Origin of the sequence: Agreia sp. PsM10, assembly GCF_030433855.1 — a bacterium.
In the GTDB taxonomy this organism is placed as follows: domain Bacteria; phylum Actinomycetota; class Actinomycetes; order Actinomycetales; family Microbacteriaceae; genus Agreia.
Map to the genome: position 1 here is coordinate 275026 of NZ_JARUXC010000004.1, position 16846 is coordinate 291871.

Below are 16846 nucleotides of genomic sequence, written 5' to 3' on the forward strand. Positions count from 1 at the left end.
CAACGACGGACCCACTACCAATTGACATTCGCGGTCCTTGCACTCGGCGTCAGCGCGTTCGCCCTGCTGCAGTCCCTCGTCATGCCTGCGTTGCCGACAATTCGGGTGGCGCTGGACGCATCGCAGACGGATGTGACGTGGGTTCTGACGGCATATCTACTCTCGGCATCGATCTTCACGCCCATCATGGGCCGACTGGGAGATATGTCGGGCAAGAAGCGCATGTTCGTCGTCGCCCTGGTCGCCCTGGCGGTCGGTTCGCTTCTGGCTGCGCTCGCTCCGTCTCTCTTGGTGATGATCGTCGCGAGGGTGATTCAGGGCATTGGCGGCGGCGTGCTTCCGTTGGCTTTCGGCATCATTCGCGACGAGTTTCCCGCGGTCAAGGTCGGCGGGGCGGTCGGCCTGATCGCAGCACTCTCGGCCATGGGGGCCGGATTCGGAATCGTTCTGGCCGGGCCGATCGTGTCGGCCCTCAGCTACCGATGGCTGTTCTGGTTCCCGCTGATCATGGTGGCCGTCGCTGCGCTCGCGGCCTACGTGCTTGTTCCGGAGAGCGAGGAGAGGACGCCAGGGCGGATCAACTGGCTGGCCGCCGCGCTCCTGTCGGGCTGGCTCGTCGCCCTTCTTCTCGCAGTGAGCCAGGCTCCCTCGTGGGGGTGGGTCTCGGTTCCGGTCCTCGGGCTCATGGCTGCGTCGGTGGTGATCGGTGTCGTCTGGGTGGCCGTCGAGCGCCGCAGTGCGAACCCCTTGATCGATATGAAGATGATGACGATCCGGTCTGTCTGGACCACGAATGTCGTCGCGCTTCTCTTCGGCGTCGCCATGTACGCGATGCTCGGCTTCCTGCCCGCGTTCCTGCAGGCATCCGCTGCTGCCGGGTACGGGTTCGGCGCAACCGTCACGGAATCGGGCGTCATGCTCCTGCCGAACGCCCTCCTGATGTTCGTCGTGGGCCTTGTTGCCGGACGATTGGCACAGCGGTTCGGGTCCAAGATGGTTCTCATAGCGGGCACGGTCGTCTCGTTCGTCGGTCTCCTCACGATCGCCCTGGCCCATGTCGAGGTGTGGCAGATCATCGTGGCGACGAGCCTCACCGGCATCGGATTCGGGTTGGCGTTCTCGTCGATGTCGAACATCATCGTGAACGCGGTCCCTCGAGAACAGACCGGGGTTGCGAGTGGAATGAACGCCAATATCCGCACCATCGGCGGCTCGCTCGGTGCCGCGGTGATGGCGAGCATCGTTGCCGTCGGTGCTGCGCCGTCGGGCCTTCCTGCTGAATCCGGATACACGAACGGGTTCCTTGTGCTCGCGGGTGCAATGCTTTTGGCGGGTGCTGTCGGCTTCCTCATTCCGCGAATTGCCCGAATTCCCGCCGGAGATCACCTGGAAGAGCCGTCCGTTCCTCTGCGGCATGGAGAATTGGCCATGGTCGCCGGCGGTACCGTGGTCGGCGACGAGTCGGAATAATCGCAGGGTAAGCCCTCAATCGGTCATGCACACTCAGGAGGAACGTTGCCCTCGCCATCTCTCGAGAATCAGCCCGAAAGTGCACCGCGCGAGAAGCGCCTGCGTCGGGATGCGGCGGCGAATCGCGAGCGACTTCTCGAGGCCGCGCGCAGTGTGTTCGCCGAACATGGCCTGGAGGCGTCAGTAGAAGATGTCGCTCACGCAGCCGGAGTCGGAGTCGGCACCCTGTATCGTCGGTTCCCCACGAAAGACGCTCTGATCGCAGAACTCGTCAGGGAGTTCATGGAAAAGGTCGTGACCCTCGTCACTGAGGCGGCGCAGTCCCCCGCCGGTCGGGGTCTGGAAACGTTCATCTATGCCCTGGGTGAGGTTCAGGCCGCCAACCGCGGGTGTCTCGCCCGCATCTGGACGGATCAGACGACCACCGGGTTGCGGGATGTCTATCGCGAGCACATTGCGGCTCTCTTGAAGGATGCGAAGGCCCACGATGCTGTTCGCGTCGACGCGTCGGTCACGGATCTCGACATTCTGTTCTGGTCGCTTCGCGGCATCATCGAGACGACGGGAGACCTATCTCGAACCGCATGGCGCAGGCAGGCCGCCATTTCGCTGGCCGGACTGCGGCCGTCGCCGATCGCCTTGGCAGATCCTCCGGTGGCAGAAGAGATCATCCATCGCTCACGCCAGTCCACCCTCGTCCATTCGGAGCGCGGCTCCTGAGCGAAGGGCGGGTGGTTCTCGGCCTTCCATAAAGGATGGACGCTCGAACTCGGTGACGTTCTGCCCGTGCGCTCAGTTGTCGGCTGAGGGTGCCGGGTGCTGGGGGTCGAAGAGCGACAGTGCGATGTCGAGAACGGCGCGCATGTCGAGTGTCGAATCGTAGCTCCACTGGAGCTGCAGCCCGTCGCTCACGGCGACGGCGATCCGGGCCAGCGTCTCGGCATCTTCAAGGGATGAGATGCGTCCGCCGGCTTGTCGACGGAGGATGCTTTCGCTCAGCGTGCTGACAATGTTCCGATAACGGTCGTCGATGTAGTCGTGGGCAGGATGATGGGGCTCGGCCGCATCGACAACGAGCCGTGAATACATGGCGACCAGTCCGGGCGTTCTGGTGTTGTTCGACATCGCTTCAGCCAGACCGTCGAGACTATCTCCCGCGCTCGAGATCGAGGTCGCGGTCTCCGCTGCGTCCCGCTCCTGCAGGATCGCGGCCATCAAAGATTGACGCGACTCGAAGTAGTGGAGCACGCCCGCCTTCGTCAGGCCCACGGAATCCGCGATCTCACTCAGCGTCGATGCCGTATACCCTCGGTCGGCGATCAGGAGAAGAGCTTGTTCCAGGATCTCTCGGCGCTTCGATTCGCCCTTGTCGTAACGGCGAGATGTAGAAGAAGCGGCCATTCCCCGACCCTAACAATCTTTTGAAGACACAAAACCAACCAAAGGTAGGTTTCTTATGCTACTTTCGAGCGATGCCGCCAACGAGGGCGGCCAGAGTAAGTGGAGGCATTGTGGCCGACGAATCAATCAGAGCGAAGACGACCGATGAGCACGCTTCATCGAGCGCGGGTCGGCAAAGGCCGGAAAGGCCCGGGGGGAGCCTGCGTTCAGAGATCGGAATGCCGATCGCCGTGCTCGGTCTCTTCGTCGCGCTTCTCCCGCCGATCATCGTCTCCCTTGCGCTCAAGGTGAACGAGATCGACCCCGACAATGCGGCTGGCACGCTCAGCCTCGTGCTGGGTCTCGGTGCCTTGGTGGCCCTGCTGGTCAATCCACTGGCGGGGCGTCTGTCTGACCGCACACCCGGGCGGTTCGGTATGAGGCGGCCCTGGATCATCGGGGGTGTCGTACTCGGCTACGGTGCTCTCGTGCTGCTCACCCAGGCGACGACGGTACTGATGCTGGTGCTCTCGTGGATGCTCGTGCAGGCCTTCTTCAACGCGGCCATTGCCGCGCTCATCGCCATCTTGGCCGACTCCGTCCGTCCCCGATTCCGCGGTCGGGTAGCGGCTGGTATCGGGGTTGCTCAGAACGGATCTCTGGTCGTCGGCACTTTTATCGTGCAGCTGTTCACCACCACCACACAGCAGGTCCTTGTTCCGGCTGCCATCGGGGTCGCCGTCGTCATCGTCTTCGCGCTGGTGTTCACAGACCGTGTGCTCACCGAGCGTCCTTCAGTGAGCTTCGGAGTCCGAGAGTTCTTCGGGTCTTTCGCGTTCAACCCTCGAAAGAATCCCGATTTCGGCTGGGCATGGCTCATGCGCTTCCTCCTCACAGCAGCCGCGGTCACGGCGACCAACTACTTGGCGCTGTATCTGATCGATGATCTCGGCGTCGCAGAATCCGACGTGGCCAACGCCGTCTTTTTCGCCACACTCTTCAACGTCATCGGAGTCGTTTCGACGACCTTCGTCGCGGGCTGGCTGAGCGACCGGCTGGGTCGACGCAAGATCTTCGTCTCAGTGGCTGCCTTCATCGTCGTGATCGGCTTGATCGTGCTGGCACTGGCGCCGAGCCTTGCGGTCGTCTACGCCGCCGAACTCGTCATCGGAGCCGGCATCGGTTCGTTCTATGCCGTCGACCTCGCCCTCATCACCGACGTGTTGCCGAACGATTCCGACAACGGCAAAGATCTTGGTGTCGTGAACATCGCTCAGGCGCTTCCCCAGTCGCTTGTCCCTACAGCGGCCGGAGGGATCGTCGCCGTCGCCGGCTACCCCGGGCTGTTCATCAGCGGGGCCGTGCTGGGCATCTTCGGCGCGTTGGCGGCCTTCCGGGTGAAGAGCGTGCGCTAGCACGCATCGTCGCTTCACCCGCTGCCTTCCCATGACGATCCAAGGAGAAACCGTGCACAACCACGCCAACGAAACCGACCGACTCATCGACCTGACCGGTCGTCTCAGCCTCGAAGAGAAGGTGCAGCTCATTACGGGCCGCGACTTTTGGACGACGTGGCCGATCGAGAGCATCGGTCTCCGTCGGATACTCGTGTCCGACGGTCCCAGCGGAGTTCGAGGAGAGGTGTGGGACGAGCGTTCACCATCTCTGAATCTGCCCTCCGGAACAGCGTTGTCGTCATCGTGGGACCGCGACATCGCTGCGCGTTACGGTGCCGCATCGGCCGTCGAGGCGCGACGAAAAGGTGTCGATGTGGTGCTCGGCCCCACCATAAACCTGCATCGCTCTCCTTATGGGGGGCGCCACTTCGAGGCCTTCAGCGAAGATCCGCTTCTCACGGGTGATCTCGCTGCGGCCTACGTGGAAGGAGTCCAGGGCAACGGCGTCGGAGCAACGCCCAAGCACTATGTGGCGAATGAATTCGAAACCGACCGCTACACGGCAGACAGCGTCGTCTCGGAGCGGGCACTGAGGGAGCTGTACCTCGCTGCGTTCGAGAAGTCGATCACCGAGGCGCACGCATGGGTGGTGATGAGTTCGTACAATTCGATCAACGGCACGACCTCCACCGAGAACGACCTGCTCGAGACGCCCCTGAATTCCGAGTGGGGCTTCGACGGTGTCGTCGTCAGCGACTGGACCGGTGTTCGCAGCGTTGACGCCGCATCCGCCTCTCAGGATCTCGAGATGCCAGGACCGGTGGGAGCATGGGGCCCCGCGCTGGTCGACGCTGTCAGGAACGGGCGCGTGCTGGAGTCGGATATCGACCGGAAGGTCGTGCGGATCTTGCGACTCGCGGCTCGCGTCGGCGCCCTCGAAGGATTCGAACCGACAGAGAGGGGCGTGGCTCGAATCGAAGATGGAGAAGCTTTCGCACGCACCGCGGCGTCGGCGGGGAGTGTGCTTCTTCGCAACGAGGGCGCGCTGTTGCCGCTCGACCCCGAAGCAATCCGGTCGGTGGCCATCATCGGTCACAACGCGGAGAACGCGCGTACGCAAGGGGGAGGGAGTGCCACCGTGATACCGACGCATGTCATCTCGCCTCTCGATGGAATCCGTGAAGCCCTCCCCGCTGGGGTCTCCGTGACCTATGCCAGAGGCGCTGTGGTGCAGAAGGGAATCGCGGAGTTCGCGCTCGCCGAGATCGTCAACCCCCGGACGGGCCAGAATGGTGCCCTGGTCCGCTTCCTCGACGGTGAAGGGCGCGAAATCTTCGCCGAGGACCGCTTCTCGACGACGTTGATGTACTTCGGCGGCGACGCCCCGACAGCGACCGCAGCGGTAATCGAGATCTCCGTACGCTGGACCCCGCGAGTCTCCGGCGACGTGCTCTTCGGGTTCGGCGCGGCCGGTCGCGGCCGTATCTACGCCGACGGACAGCTGATTCGAGAAGACGGCGCCGCACCCGTGGGGATGGATCTCGGGGCGAGCGTCCTCTCGCCGCCGTCGATTTCCGCTTCGGTCACGGTGCAGGCGGGGGAGCCCATCGACCTCATGGTCGCCTTCGATCTGATTGCCCACGAGGGCGCTCTCGCCGGTGCCTTCGGAATCACCGTCGGCATCGAGGCCGACGAGTCTGTTTCTCAGCAACTCATGATGCAAGCGATCCACGCAGCGGAGGCGGCGGATGTGGCGATCGTCGTCGTCGGCACGAATGCACAGGTGGAGTCCGAGGGATTCGACCGGAACACCTTGGCGCTGCCTGGCCTCCAAGACGACCTCGTGCGTGCCGTCGCCGCGGTCAATCCCCGCACGGTCGTCGTCGTCAACGCCGGCGCCCCTGTGCTCCTGCCGTGGCGCCATGAAGTGCCGAGCGTCCTCTTGACGTACTTCGGCGGGCAGGAGTACGGAGCCGCACTCGCCGACATGCTGTTCGGTGTCACGGAGCCGGGTGGCCGCCTGCCGACGACGTGGCCGGCGACTGAGGCCTCCGTTCCCGTGACCTCGGTCACACCGGTCGACGGAAAGGTTGTCTACGACGAGGGCATTCACATCGGCTACCGCGCGTGGCTCCGCGCAGAAGCCGACCCGGCCTATGAATTCGGTTTCGGACTCACCTACACGACGTTCACCCTCGATGCACTGGAACTGGCATCGGCTGACGACGATGCCATCGACGTTCTTGTGACCGTGACCAACACCGGGGACAGAGCGGGCAAAGAGGTGGTGCAGGTGTACTTCAGCCGTTCCACAACCGAGATCGATCGACCCGTGCGTTGGCTTGCCGGATTCGAACCCGTTTACCTTGAGGCCGGTGGTGTTGCTCGGGTGAGAATTCGGATCGCTTCACGAGCATTCGAGCACTGGGATGGCGGCTGGAAAACCGAACCGGGCGAATTCGACGTCCACGTGGGTACGTCCGTGACATCCACCCCGTTGCATTCGACTACGACTCGGTGATTCCCGTGATCGGCACGTCCCCGCTGCGCGCGAGGTGCGCGAGCAGGAACCGCCCGGTCGTGCTCATCGGATCGCGAGCCACGTCGTCAGGGCGACCCTGCGCGACGATCTGTCCGCCCTCCGGCCCGCCGACCGGCCCCATGTCGATGAGATAGTCGGCGGCGGCGAGCACATCGAGGTCGTGGTCGATCACCACGACGGTCGCTCCGTCATCGATCAAGCGGTCGAACACCGAGACGAGCGTCCTGACGTCGAGCGGATGAAGTCCGGTCGACGGCTCGTCGAAGACATAGAGCACGCCTTTCTGGCTCGTACGCAGACGAGTGGCGATCCTCAGTCGTTGCGCTTCACCGCCCGACAGGGACGGCGTCGCCTCGCCGAGGCGCAGGTAGCCGAGTCCGACATCGTCGATCGGGCGAAGAGGGCGTTCGACGCCGGGCCACGTGGCCAGGCGATCGAGCGCGTCGTGAACTGTGAGGCTGAGAACGTCGGCGATCGTGAGGCCGTCGACCGTGACCTCGAGGACCTCGTGCGCGTATCGCGTGCCGTGGCACTCGGGGCAGGTTTCCCGGATGTCGGGCAGGTACTGGGCATCGAAATCGAGGTAGCCCAGACCGGTGCAGACGGGGCACTGGCCCTGCTTGGTGTTGTACGAGAACTGGGTGGCCCCCCACCCTCGCTCCTTCGACAGGGGCGCTGCCGCAAACACGGCACGGATGGCGTCGTGGACGCCGGAATACGTGGCGGGGGTCGAGCGCGAGTTCGAGCCGATCGGGGTCGCGTCGATCTCGGCGAGCGCCCGGATGCCGGGGGTCTCGAGGTGGGTGATATGCGCGGGCGGTTTCACCCCGTCGAGCGCTGCTTTAATGCCGGGGATCAGGCTCTCGAGGATCAGCGCCGTCTTTCCGGCGCCCGAGGGCCCGGCCACGGCGGTGAGTGCACCGGTTGGAAACTGCAGGGAGACGTCGTGGAGATTGTGGAGGTCGGCCACGTGCATGGCGACCTGCTCCCCGTCGATGGGTCTGCGCGTTCGCTCGACAGCAGCGCCTCCCGACAGGAACGGTCCGATGATGGATGCCGCATCGGAGCGAACCTGCTCGGGGGTGCCTTGCGCGATGATCCGTCCGCCGCCCGAGCCGGCCCCGGGACCGAGCTCGACGATCCAGTCGGCCTCCGTGATGACATCCACGTCGTGCTCGACCATCACGACGGAGTTGCCGCCGTCGACCAGCGAGCGGATTGTGGCGATGAGGCCGACGACGTTGCTCGGGTGCAGCCCGACCGATGGCTCGTCGAGAACGTAGAGCATGCCTGTTGTGTTGGCCTGCACCGTCGATGTCAGTTCGAGCCGCTGTCGTTCACCGGTCGACAGGGTGGAGCCGGCCCGGTCGAGGCTGAGGTAGCCGAGGCCGAGCTGCACGAGGGGGTCGATCAGGTTCAGGGTCTCGCGCGCCAGGGTATCGGCCGGTTTGCGAAGTTCTGCCGGCGCATTCGGTGAGATCCGACGCACGAACTGTCCGAGGGCTTCCAGGGTGAAGGCGTTGATGTCGGCCAGATTCATGCCGTCGAGGGTGCTCGTGAGCGCCTCGGGCCTCAGGCGACTGCCGTGGCAGAGGCTGCAGGTGTCCCAGTCCAGGAACTGCTCCTGTCGCTTTCGGGTGCCCGCGTTGTCGGATCGCGCCTGCCGTTCGACGGCGGCGATGGCGTTCTCGTAGTTGACGTTCAGATTGACTGGCTTGCCGGCGCGCTCGGCCACCTGCACGCGACGCACGACTGGCTCCCCATGGAAGACGATGTCGCGTTCCTGGGCGGTCAGCTCACTCCACGGCACATCGGTGCGCACGCCCAGCTGTGCCACCGCGAAGCGCGACAGCCGCATGCCGCCGACGTTCCACGGAAGCACGGCACCTCCCTCGATCGTGAGAGAGGGATCGGGGATCAGACGGTCGACCTTGACCTCGAACCGTTCACCGACCCCGGCGCACTGGGGGCATGCTCCTTCCGAGTTGAACGCGAACGATTCGGCGCCCGGGACCATGAATCGCACGCCGCACGTCGGGCAATCCATCTCTTCTGAGAAGTTGTGCACCCCGGCCGCCACCGTGTGTCCGTTCGGGCACTGGTGGGAGCCGAGCCTCGACATCGACAGCCGCAGCGCATTGAACACCGAACTCATCGTGCCCACGGTGCTGCGGGGGCCCGGCACCGGTGGGCGTTGCCGCAGAGCCAACGCCGCAGGAAGGTGAGCGATGAGGTCGACGTCTGGCCTCTGTGCCTGGCTTATTCTGCGCCTGCTGAATGTCGACAGCCCTTCGAGGAATCGCTGTCGTCCCTCGGCGAACAGGGTGCCCATGGCGAGCGAGCTCTTGCCCGATCCGGAGACTCCGGTGATCACCACGACGCGGTTCAGCGGAAGATCCACGTCGAGGTCGACGAGATTGTTGTGGCGGATGCCTCGCGCTTCGATGGCCAACGGTGGCGGTACTCGAGGGGTTCCGTAGTCACGGACTGCCGAGGGGCTCGTATCACTGGACATGACACCTTCTTCGTTCGTCGCACTCTGGATCAACGTGGGCACGCGCCTACTTCGCTGATGAGGCTCGTTGCACGACCACCGCAATCACGCAGACAATTGCTGCTATTGCCAGCAACACCATGTTCGTTATCAGCGCGGTATGGAGCGCGTCGGACGCCGTCATGCCGTCGTTGAGCTGGCTGATGAAGATAGCGCCGAGAACAGCCGGACCGAGCGCACCGCCATACTGCCGCAAAGCGGTGTTGGCGGCCGATGCCATCCCCGCCTGCTGCCACGGCACCGAGTTGATCGCGACGACGGAGACCGGTGTCAGCATCAGCGATAGAGAAAGACCAAATATGGCAAGCCTCCAGACCAAGTCCCCGAAACTCGTCGTGGTGTCGAATCCCGTAAGGAGGAAGAGCGCAACAGCGCAGAGCGCTAGACCGGACACAAGAATATGGAGCGGCTTGACCTTTGTCATCAGGCGCGCAACCAACGGGTTGGCGACAGCCGTCACCCCGGTCACGAAGAGCAGACGAATGCCGATGTCGAGAATATCGAGGTGCAGCACCGAGCCAAAGAACACACTGAGAAGGAACATCGTTCCCACCACCGAAAACAGGGCCACGAGCGCGGAGAAGCCGGCCGCGGTGAATGCTGCAGACCGGTACAACCTGAGGTCCATCAGCGGCGCTGTCGAGCGTGATTCGACGACGATGAATGCAACGAAGGCAACGGCACCAATGCCGAGACCACTGATGGATTCGATCGAGTCCCAGCCTTTCGACCCACCCTCGATCACGCCGAAAATCGACGATGCGATCGCGATGGTCGCGGTGATCTGACCAGGCCAGTCAAGGTGGCGGCCAGCTGCGTTCTTCGACTCCGGAAGAGTGAAGTAGGCAAGGATGCCCGCGCTGAGAGAGAGGACGATACTCGGAGCAAAGATCCAACCCCAGCCTGCAAAGGAGAGGATCGCGCTTGATACGAGGGGGCCGACGGCGAGTCCGACCGCCATGCCCGTCGCCCACATTCCCACGTATTTTCCACGCTCGTGGGGATCGGGAACGGCGTAGGCGATCAATGCAAGGGTGGTCGGCAGGAGCAGCCCTGCTCCGAGTCCGGAAACGGCCTGACCACCCCATAAGACGTAGATCGCCGAGTCCCCCGTCACACTCGACAAGCCTGAGATCATCGCTCCGACGACGGTGAGTAACATGCCCAGCGAGTAGACCCGACGGCGGCCGTGGATGTCGCCGAAAACTCCCGCGGACAGCACGGCCGCTGCCATAGGGATGACATACGCGTCCGAGATCCACTGAAGATCGGATGTGCTCGCGCCCGTAGCGCCACTGATCGTGCTGAGCGACGCCGCAACTCCGGTGATCGGAACATAGGTGACAAAAACACCCAGGACTGCCAGGCCCATCGTCGCCCCGAGTCTGGCAGATTTTTCGGGTTGTGGCGAAGCATCCGCGTTCGTCGGCGCAGTAGACATTGAACTGCTCATGAAGATTGTCCTTTCGAGACGATACGACACGTGCAGCGCGAACTTCTTCGCGAGGGCACACGTGGTAACGACCGAAGGACCGGTGAGCGGCAGGCACAAAACCCACACGAGTAGATCGCCCCTCTGCGGATCACTTCCTCAGGTACCAGCGATACTAGCTGATCTGGTTGGCGACGCGCACGTGAGTGTCCGGACAGCCCTGCTTACGAACGCAGCCCAAGGTGTTTGAGGAGGCGAAGGGCGGGGTCGTGCTCGTCTCGCGTGACCTGCGCGAACCCCTCCTGCAGCCGCGGTGCCAGTTCGGTGATTTTCATCGCCGACCCTGGAACGACGGCACGGGTCTGGATCGCCCAGCGCCCGTTCTTACGACGGAAGTGGTCGACGTATCGGCCGGAGGACAGTATTTCGAAGGCGCTATCACCGCCGCCAGCGAACATTCCCGACTGCGGCGTGACGCTCTGCCACACCATGACGTAGGTCTCGACGAACGCGTCGTCTTGTCCAGAGAACTCGATCATGATGTTGCCGAGCTGGTGGTTCGAGTATGGAACGTTCTCGTGCCGGTTGCGGGTGAACTCGATGAAGCCGTCTATATCTCCCTTGTATACACCGTGGTCATGGTAGGCGTCATCGTGAAATGCCTCGTGCAGGAGCTCGAGTTCCAGTCGATCGATCGCATGCGCGAATTGTTGGATCCGGTGCTGGATTTCTAGGCGATCCTGCACGCGCGCGAGAGAAAACTCATCGGTCATGATTGCCTCCCTTCGCATCTGCGACCGATAGCTCGGGTGATTCGGGCTCATTGGAGACCTCATAGGGATTCCCCCCGGTGTCTGACGGCTCCCATCCCATGAGCTGGCCGACGATCAACCCTCTTTCGAAAATGGATGTCGGGAAGAGCCAGTCCTGGTCATCCATAACGGATGGGAGCAGATCGTGAACGGCGTCGATGTCTTCTCCCATTCCGAGAACACCGTGAGACTCAGCGAGGGTGATCCGAGCCACGCGTCCTCCTCCGACGGAGAAAAACTGTCCGTTGACCGAGGCGGCCTCGCTGACCAGATAAGCGACCGTGGGTGTGACACGTTCGGGCAGCATCGTCTCGAAGAGCCAGTCCGTGTAGTCCGAGGCCTGCATCCGCTCGGTCATTCGCGTGCGGGCGGTGGGCGCGATCCCGTTTACGAGGATGTTATGTTCGACGCCTTCGAGGGAGAGCGAGTTGACTAAGCCGATATACGCGGCCTTCGCCGTAGCGTAGGACACGGATTGCGGTGTGCCATAGATGCTGTGTGACGAGACCACGACGATGCGTCCGAAATTCTGTTCGATGAAACGCGGCCATGCGGCTTTGACCATCAGGAACGCAGCGTAGATGTTCACTCTGGCAGTGCGGTCAAAGAGTTCCTCGGGCATCTCGTAGAGCGGCACGGCGTCGGGCGAGGTGCTGGCGTTGTGAATGATGCCATCGATTCGACCGAATGCAGCGATGGCTGCCTCGACGGCCCCGATGGCACCCTCGCTGGTCGACAGGTCGCCGTGATACGCGACGGCTGTACCTCCCGCGGCGACGATCTCTGCCACCACATCGTTTGCTGGGCCCTCGTCGGACCCGGTCCCGTTCATTGTTACGCCGCGGTCGGCGACCAGAACCTGGGCACCACGATCGGCCAAAGCCAGAGCGTGTGTCCGTCCCATTCCTCGTCCCGCGCCTGTAACGAGAATGGCCCGCCCGTCGTAGCGTACTCGGCCGGTACTCATCATGACTCCTCCATTGGGTCGTTGCTGTCCGCAGGGCGCCGAAGCGTCCAGCCAACCGTCGTCTGAAGCTATCGGAGCTGACCGGAGGAGGGAGAGCACTGACGTAGCCTGCTCATTCGATTATGGGCTACAGGTGTTCACCGCCCAGGCCCTACATTCAGACCAACAGATCATCCGTGAGCGCCATGCACCCGAGGCGACATGAGTTCAAAGAATTGAGGCACACATGGTCGACCGCAGCGAAGCAGACGCCATCCGTGAGTTAGAGAGCTACCTGGTATCTCTATCGAATTGGGGACGATGGGGAGACCAGGACCGACTCGGCGCCTTGAATCTGGTGACTCCCGAAATTCGAATGCAAGCCATGGCGGCTGTGCGGACCGGGCGCACTGTCTCGCTCGCTCGCAACCTCGATCCCACAGTTCCGGATCCGTTGCATTCCGGTGTGACGAACGTTCAGCGCAAGTCGGTCGTCGGAGAGGTGAAGCATCACTTTGGTGTTCCCGCGCGCTGGGATGCCGTCGGTGAGGAGATCACTCTGAGCCCACACGGAGGAAACGCGCACCTGGACGGCCTCGGCCATTACTACTGGGACGGGAGCTTCTACAACGGTTATCCTGCGTCCGAGTCGAACGACGAAGTCGGTTCTGCGCATCTTGCGGTCAGCGATGCGGCAGATGGCATCATCACGCGGGGTGTTCTTCTTGATATTGCGGGCCTCTTCGGGGTGGAGCACGTCGAGCGTGGATACGCGATCCTGCCCGAGGATCTGCTCGCCGCTGAACGCAGGCAGAACGTGACAGTCCGGGCGGGGGATGCGCTTCTGATCCATACCGGAAACGCTGCGGCGCTCGAAAAATTCGGGCCGCACTACACAGGTGAGTCGCGGGGCATTCTGGATGGCGCGCAGGCAGGTCTCGACATCTCCTGCCTGCCATACCTTCGTGAACGCGACGTCGCAGTGATGGGTGCTGATGGTACTCACGACGTTCAACCATCGCCGTGGGAGAACTTCGATATCGCTCGTCCCATCCATACCGCCTGCCTTGTCTCGATGGGTATATGGCTGATGGACAATCTGGATCTGACTGCGCTTGCGGCCGCGTGTGCCGAGCAGAATCGGTGGGAGTTCCTTTTGACCGCTCTGCCTTGGCGGTTTGTCGGCGCGACCTCGAGCCCGCTCAACCCGGTGGCCGTGCTCTAGTCGCTCAACGGCACTGCGTCACCCTCTGTTATCCAGACTTGGCTTGCGTTTGCGCACGTCGAACGCCCCACACTCGTGACTTTCGTCGAGTCGACGGGCAACCAATGGGAGGCAATAGAGCTTTCCTGATCAATGAAAGCAACCTGAAAGGCAGTGCAAAGTGGCACATCGCATCATTTCTACCCATGACGCTCAGGGCTGGTCGCGCGTCGGCTCTCGAGAAGAGCTTGTCGCAGATACCTCTATCGCGACCAGCGGTGTATTGAATCTCTGGCGCACTCTTCCGAACACGAAGATCCCTGGCCCTGTCGACGCGCCCGATCTCCTGCCCGACATGGGCAACGTTCTGCCCGGCGAGGTTCTCGTCTTCAAATGGACGGTGAACGCGAATACGGCGGCGACAGAGGGCGGCGACGTCCTCGAGTTCACCGACACCGCACGTCCGGGTTTCCACTCCACTGCGACCATCGATGTGCACACCGTGCTGTCCGGCCGGGTGGTCTACCGACTCGACGCGGAAGACGTCGAACTAGACACCGGCGACATTGTCATCATCCGTGGACAATCGCATGCCTGGGCCAACCCCTGGGAGGACGACGCGATAATCATGGTCACCGTGATCGGTGCAGCAGCCGAGGAATAGACAATCGAAGACACGTATGGCCTCTTCGTTCGAAGAACGAAGAGGCCATACGTGTTAACTGTCAGACAACTGAAACGTCAGTGCGTGATCCAACCGCCGTCGATCACGAGCTCTTCGCCCGTGATGTACTTCGCCTCATCAGAAGCGAGGTACACCATTCCGTAGCCGATGTCGTTCGGTTCTCCCACATGCGGCGCGAGGGGGACCTTGTCGGCAAATGACGCTGACATGCTGTCCCAGGTGCGTCCAGCGGCTCTCGCGAGCCCGGTGTACACCGCGCCGGGGTGAATCGAATTCACGCGGATCCCGTCTTTCGCGAACCACTGGGCAGCATGCTTGGTCAGCGACCTCACGGCGCCTTTGGACGCTGAGTACGCCGCGCCGCCCGAGTCTGCATCTCCTCCGATGATCCCTGCAATCGAAGAGATATTCACAATGGATCCGCCACCCTGTGTCTGCATATGGGGAATGACAGACTTCATGCCAAGCCAGACGCCGGTCGTGTTGACCGCCAGCACCCTGTTCCAATCGTCGAGCTCTGCCTCGAGGATGCCCTTTTTTATGTGGATCCCGGCATTGTTGACGAGCACGTCGATCCGACCAAAGTGAGTTACTGCACGGTCGACGACCGTAGCCCATGATTCAGCAGTCGAGACATCGTGCACGAGTGCGAGGACCTCTCCGCCCTCTTTCGTGATCTGCTCTGCAGTAGCATTCAGTGCTTCCTCGGCCACGTCGGTCATGACCACCGATGCTCCCTCGCGCGCGAAGAGCTGCGCCCCTGCCAGCCCCATCCCGCTTGCCGCGCCGGTGATGATCGCGATCTTTCCCTCGAGTCGACCCATGAGATATTCCGTTCCTTTCCTTGATGCCCAGAAGGCTCAGTGTGATTGTTCAGTGGTTGCTGCAGAAGAAAGAGCGTCGGCCGCGATCGCCTCGAGCGAGCGGTTGGTGGTTCGCACTCCGAAAATGAACAAAGTAGCTCCGGTCAAGACGAAGAGGGCTGCGAGCATGAGGTACAGAACCTGAAATCCCCATGCGGTATAGACGGCCGCCACGACGACTCCTGACAGCACGCCGGCCACACGCCCGACGCCGTTCACCATCCCGACACCGATGCCCCGGAGGGCGGTCGGGAACACTTCGGGAATGTAGGTGTAGAACGGCGTCGTCATGCCTGTCGACGCAAGGTGCGCCACGGACGCAGCAATGAGGGTCACCACCGGGTCACCTGTCAGTGCGAACACGCACAGCGCTGCCGCTGTCACGATCGTTCCCACGAGAATGACGCTCTTGCGTTCGATTCTGTCTGCCAGCGGGTAGAGGATGAGGGGTCCGATTATCTGCGCGATCGACATGATGGTCACGAATTGCAGCGCGGCCGGCTGGCTCATGCCCCGATCCACCAAGATGGTCGGAACCCATGAGTAGAACCCGTAGAGACAGAACAGGTATGCGAAGAACGTGCCGGATGTGACGACAAGCCGTCTGAGCGCTTCGCCGCGGAACAGATCACGCAGGCGAGGGCGAACAGGGTTGCTGTCTTGTTCGGGCACCTCCTCGGGCACGGGCAGCTTCGTCCCTTTTCGTTCGGCGAGATTCTCAAGTGCCTCGACTGTTCGCGATGCAGCGTCGAGCCGTCCATGCGACACCTGCCACCGCACTGTCTCGGGAAGGAACCAAGCGATCAGCGCCGCGACGATGACCCCTGACGCGCCGATCACGAAGACCCACCGCCATGCACCTGGCGCAAGGGGAACGATGTTGAGAGCGATGACAGCGGTCACGGGGCTGCTCATAAAACCGATCATCGTGAGGACAGCGAAAAACCGCCCCCGAGCGAGGCGGGGAAACATCTCACTCACGACGACCATCAAAACGCCGACGGCAGCCTGCATGCCGAAACCCGTCACAATGCGCGAAAGAGCCAGCAGTTCCCACGTCGGTGCGATGGCTGAGACCAATGATCCAACAGAGAACACCAAGCAGGCGGCGATGAGAATCGGCTTACGCCCGATCTTGTCGGATAGACGACCGCCGAGAATCGCGCCGAACAGTGCGCCGACGAAGACCGACGAAATGATGAGGCCTATCTGGGGGATGTCCAGTTCGAACTCGGCCCGCACTGCTGGGGCCAGGAGGGAGAACGAGACGTTGTCGAAAATTTCGATGAAGTAGGCAGCGCCAAGAATGACGATCCACAGGATGTGGCGGCTGGTGACGGGAACTTTATCGAGGCGCGCATCCAGCGCGCGCGCTTCGTGGTCGGTCAGCTGTGCAGTCATCTTGTCCTCCTTGACGGTGATGCATCTGTTCTTCAACGTTAACGAGCGGCCTGGATTCGCAGCGCTACGACAGTCGCCCGTCTCAACGAAAGCGCGCGACGGTCGTCTGCGCGGGCAGCGGTGCTTCGCGCCTAAATTCGTCGTGTCCAAAGTTCTCAGT

The 16846-nt window shown here is 62.5% G+C and carries 13 protein-coding genes and 1 pseudogene; 7 read left to right on the forward strand and 7 right to left on the reverse strand.

Annotation, left to right across the window (positions count from 1 at the left end):
• Positions 1-21: 21 nt before the first annotated feature.
• From QCD70_RS07310 to QCD70_RS07315, 3 genes and pseudogenes are all read left to right on the forward strand, one after another.
• Positions 22-1470: an MFS transporter gene (locus QCD70_RS07310; RefSeq protein WP_301214666.1), complete on the forward strand. Its 1449-nt coding sequence runs from the start codon at positions 22-24 to the stop codon at positions 1468-1470.
• Positions 1471-1515: 45 nt separating this feature from the next.
• Positions 1516-1728, forward strand: a pseudogene (locus QCD70_RS19205) (helix-turn-helix domain-containing protein); the annotation flags it as partial.
• Positions 1729-1764: 36 nt separating this feature from the next.
• On the forward strand, positions 1765-2190 hold the full coding sequence (locus QCD70_RS07315) for a hypothetical protein (RefSeq protein ID WP_301214668.1): 426 nt from the start codon (positions 1765-1767) through the stop codon (positions 2188-2190).
• 72 nt (positions 2191-2262) lie between these two features.
• On the opposite strand, the gene QCD70_RS07320 is transcribed toward QCD70_RS07315, so the two are convergent.
• Complete coding sequence (locus QCD70_RS07320) at positions 2263-2871, reverse strand: TetR/AcrR family transcriptional regulator (RefSeq protein WP_301214670.1); 609 nt, start codon at positions 2869-2871, stop codon at positions 2263-2265.
• Between the two features lie 218 nt (positions 2872-3089).
• On the opposite strand from QCD70_RS07320, the gene QCD70_RS07325 reads away from it, so the two are divergent.
• Both QCD70_RS07325 and QCD70_RS07330 read left to right on the forward strand, forming a co-directional pair.
• Positions 3090-4265, forward strand: coding sequence for an MFS transporter (locus QCD70_RS07325; RefSeq protein ID WP_301214672.1), 1176 nt, complete (start codon positions 3090-3092; stop codon positions 4263-4265).
• A gap of 52 nt (positions 4266-4317) precedes the next feature.
• Positions 4318-6768, forward strand: coding sequence for a beta-glucosidase family protein (locus QCD70_RS07330; RefSeq protein WP_441004923.1), 2451 nt, complete (start codon positions 4318-4320; stop codon positions 6766-6768).
• On the opposite strand, the gene QCD70_RS07335 is transcribed toward QCD70_RS07330, so the two are convergent.
• The 4 genes from QCD70_RS07335 to QCD70_RS07350 all read right to left on the reverse strand — a co-directional run bounded on the left by QCD70_RS07335 (position 6755) and on the right by QCD70_RS07350 (position 12557).
• A complete protein-coding gene (locus QCD70_RS07335; protein WP_301214676.1) occupies positions 6755-9241 on the reverse strand; it encodes an excinuclease ABC subunit UvrA in 2487 nt (828 codons plus the stop codon). The genes QCD70_RS07330 and QCD70_RS07335 overlap by 14 nt on opposite strands.
• Before the next feature lie 109 nt (positions 9242-9350).
• Positions 9351-10796, reverse strand: a complete 1446-nt coding sequence (locus QCD70_RS07340) for an MFS transporter (RefSeq protein WP_301214678.1) — start codon at positions 10794-10796, stop codon at positions 9351-9353.
• Positions 10797-10999: 203 nt separating this feature from the next.
• Positions 11000-11548 (reverse strand): nuclear transport factor 2 family protein, encoded by a 549-nt coding sequence (locus QCD70_RS07345; RefSeq protein ID WP_301214680.1) that lies wholly within the window; start codon positions 11546-11548, stop codon positions 11000-11002.
• Positions 11538-12557: an SDR family NAD(P)-dependent oxidoreductase gene (locus QCD70_RS07350; protein WP_367316704.1), complete on the reverse strand. Its 1020-nt coding sequence runs from the start codon at positions 12555-12557 to the stop codon at positions 11538-11540. Before QCD70_RS07350 ends, QCD70_RS07345 begins: the two co-directional genes overlap by 11 nt.
• Before the next feature lie 223 nt (positions 12558-12780).
• Here QCD70_RS07350 and QCD70_RS07355 point away from each other — a divergent pair, with 223 nt between their 5' ends.
• Together QCD70_RS07355 and QCD70_RS07360 are read left to right on the forward strand one after the other, a co-directional pair.
• Positions 12781-13758 carry a cyclase family protein gene (locus QCD70_RS07355; RefSeq protein ID WP_301214682.1) on the forward strand — a complete coding sequence of 326 codons (978 nt, stop codon included), beginning with the start codon at positions 12781-12783 and terminating at the stop codon, positions 13756-13758.
• A gap of 160 nt (positions 13759-13918) precedes the next feature.
• Positions 13919-14401, forward strand: a complete 483-nt coding sequence (locus tag QCD70_RS07360; protein ID WP_301214684.1) for a hypothetical protein — start codon at positions 13919-13921, stop codon at positions 14399-14401.
• A gap of 77 nt (positions 14402-14478) precedes the next feature.
• On the opposite strand, the gene QCD70_RS07365 is transcribed toward QCD70_RS07360, so the two are convergent.
• On the reverse strand, positions 14479-15246 hold the full coding sequence (locus QCD70_RS07365) for an SDR family NAD(P)-dependent oxidoreductase (protein ID WP_301214687.1): 768 nt from the start codon (positions 15244-15246) through the stop codon (positions 14479-14481).
• Positions 15247-15282: 36 nt separating this feature from the next.
• Positions 15283-16686, reverse strand: coding sequence for an MFS transporter (locus QCD70_RS07370; protein WP_301214689.1), 1404 nt, complete (start codon positions 16684-16686; stop codon positions 15283-15285).
• Positions 16687-16846: the final 160 nt, after the last annotated feature.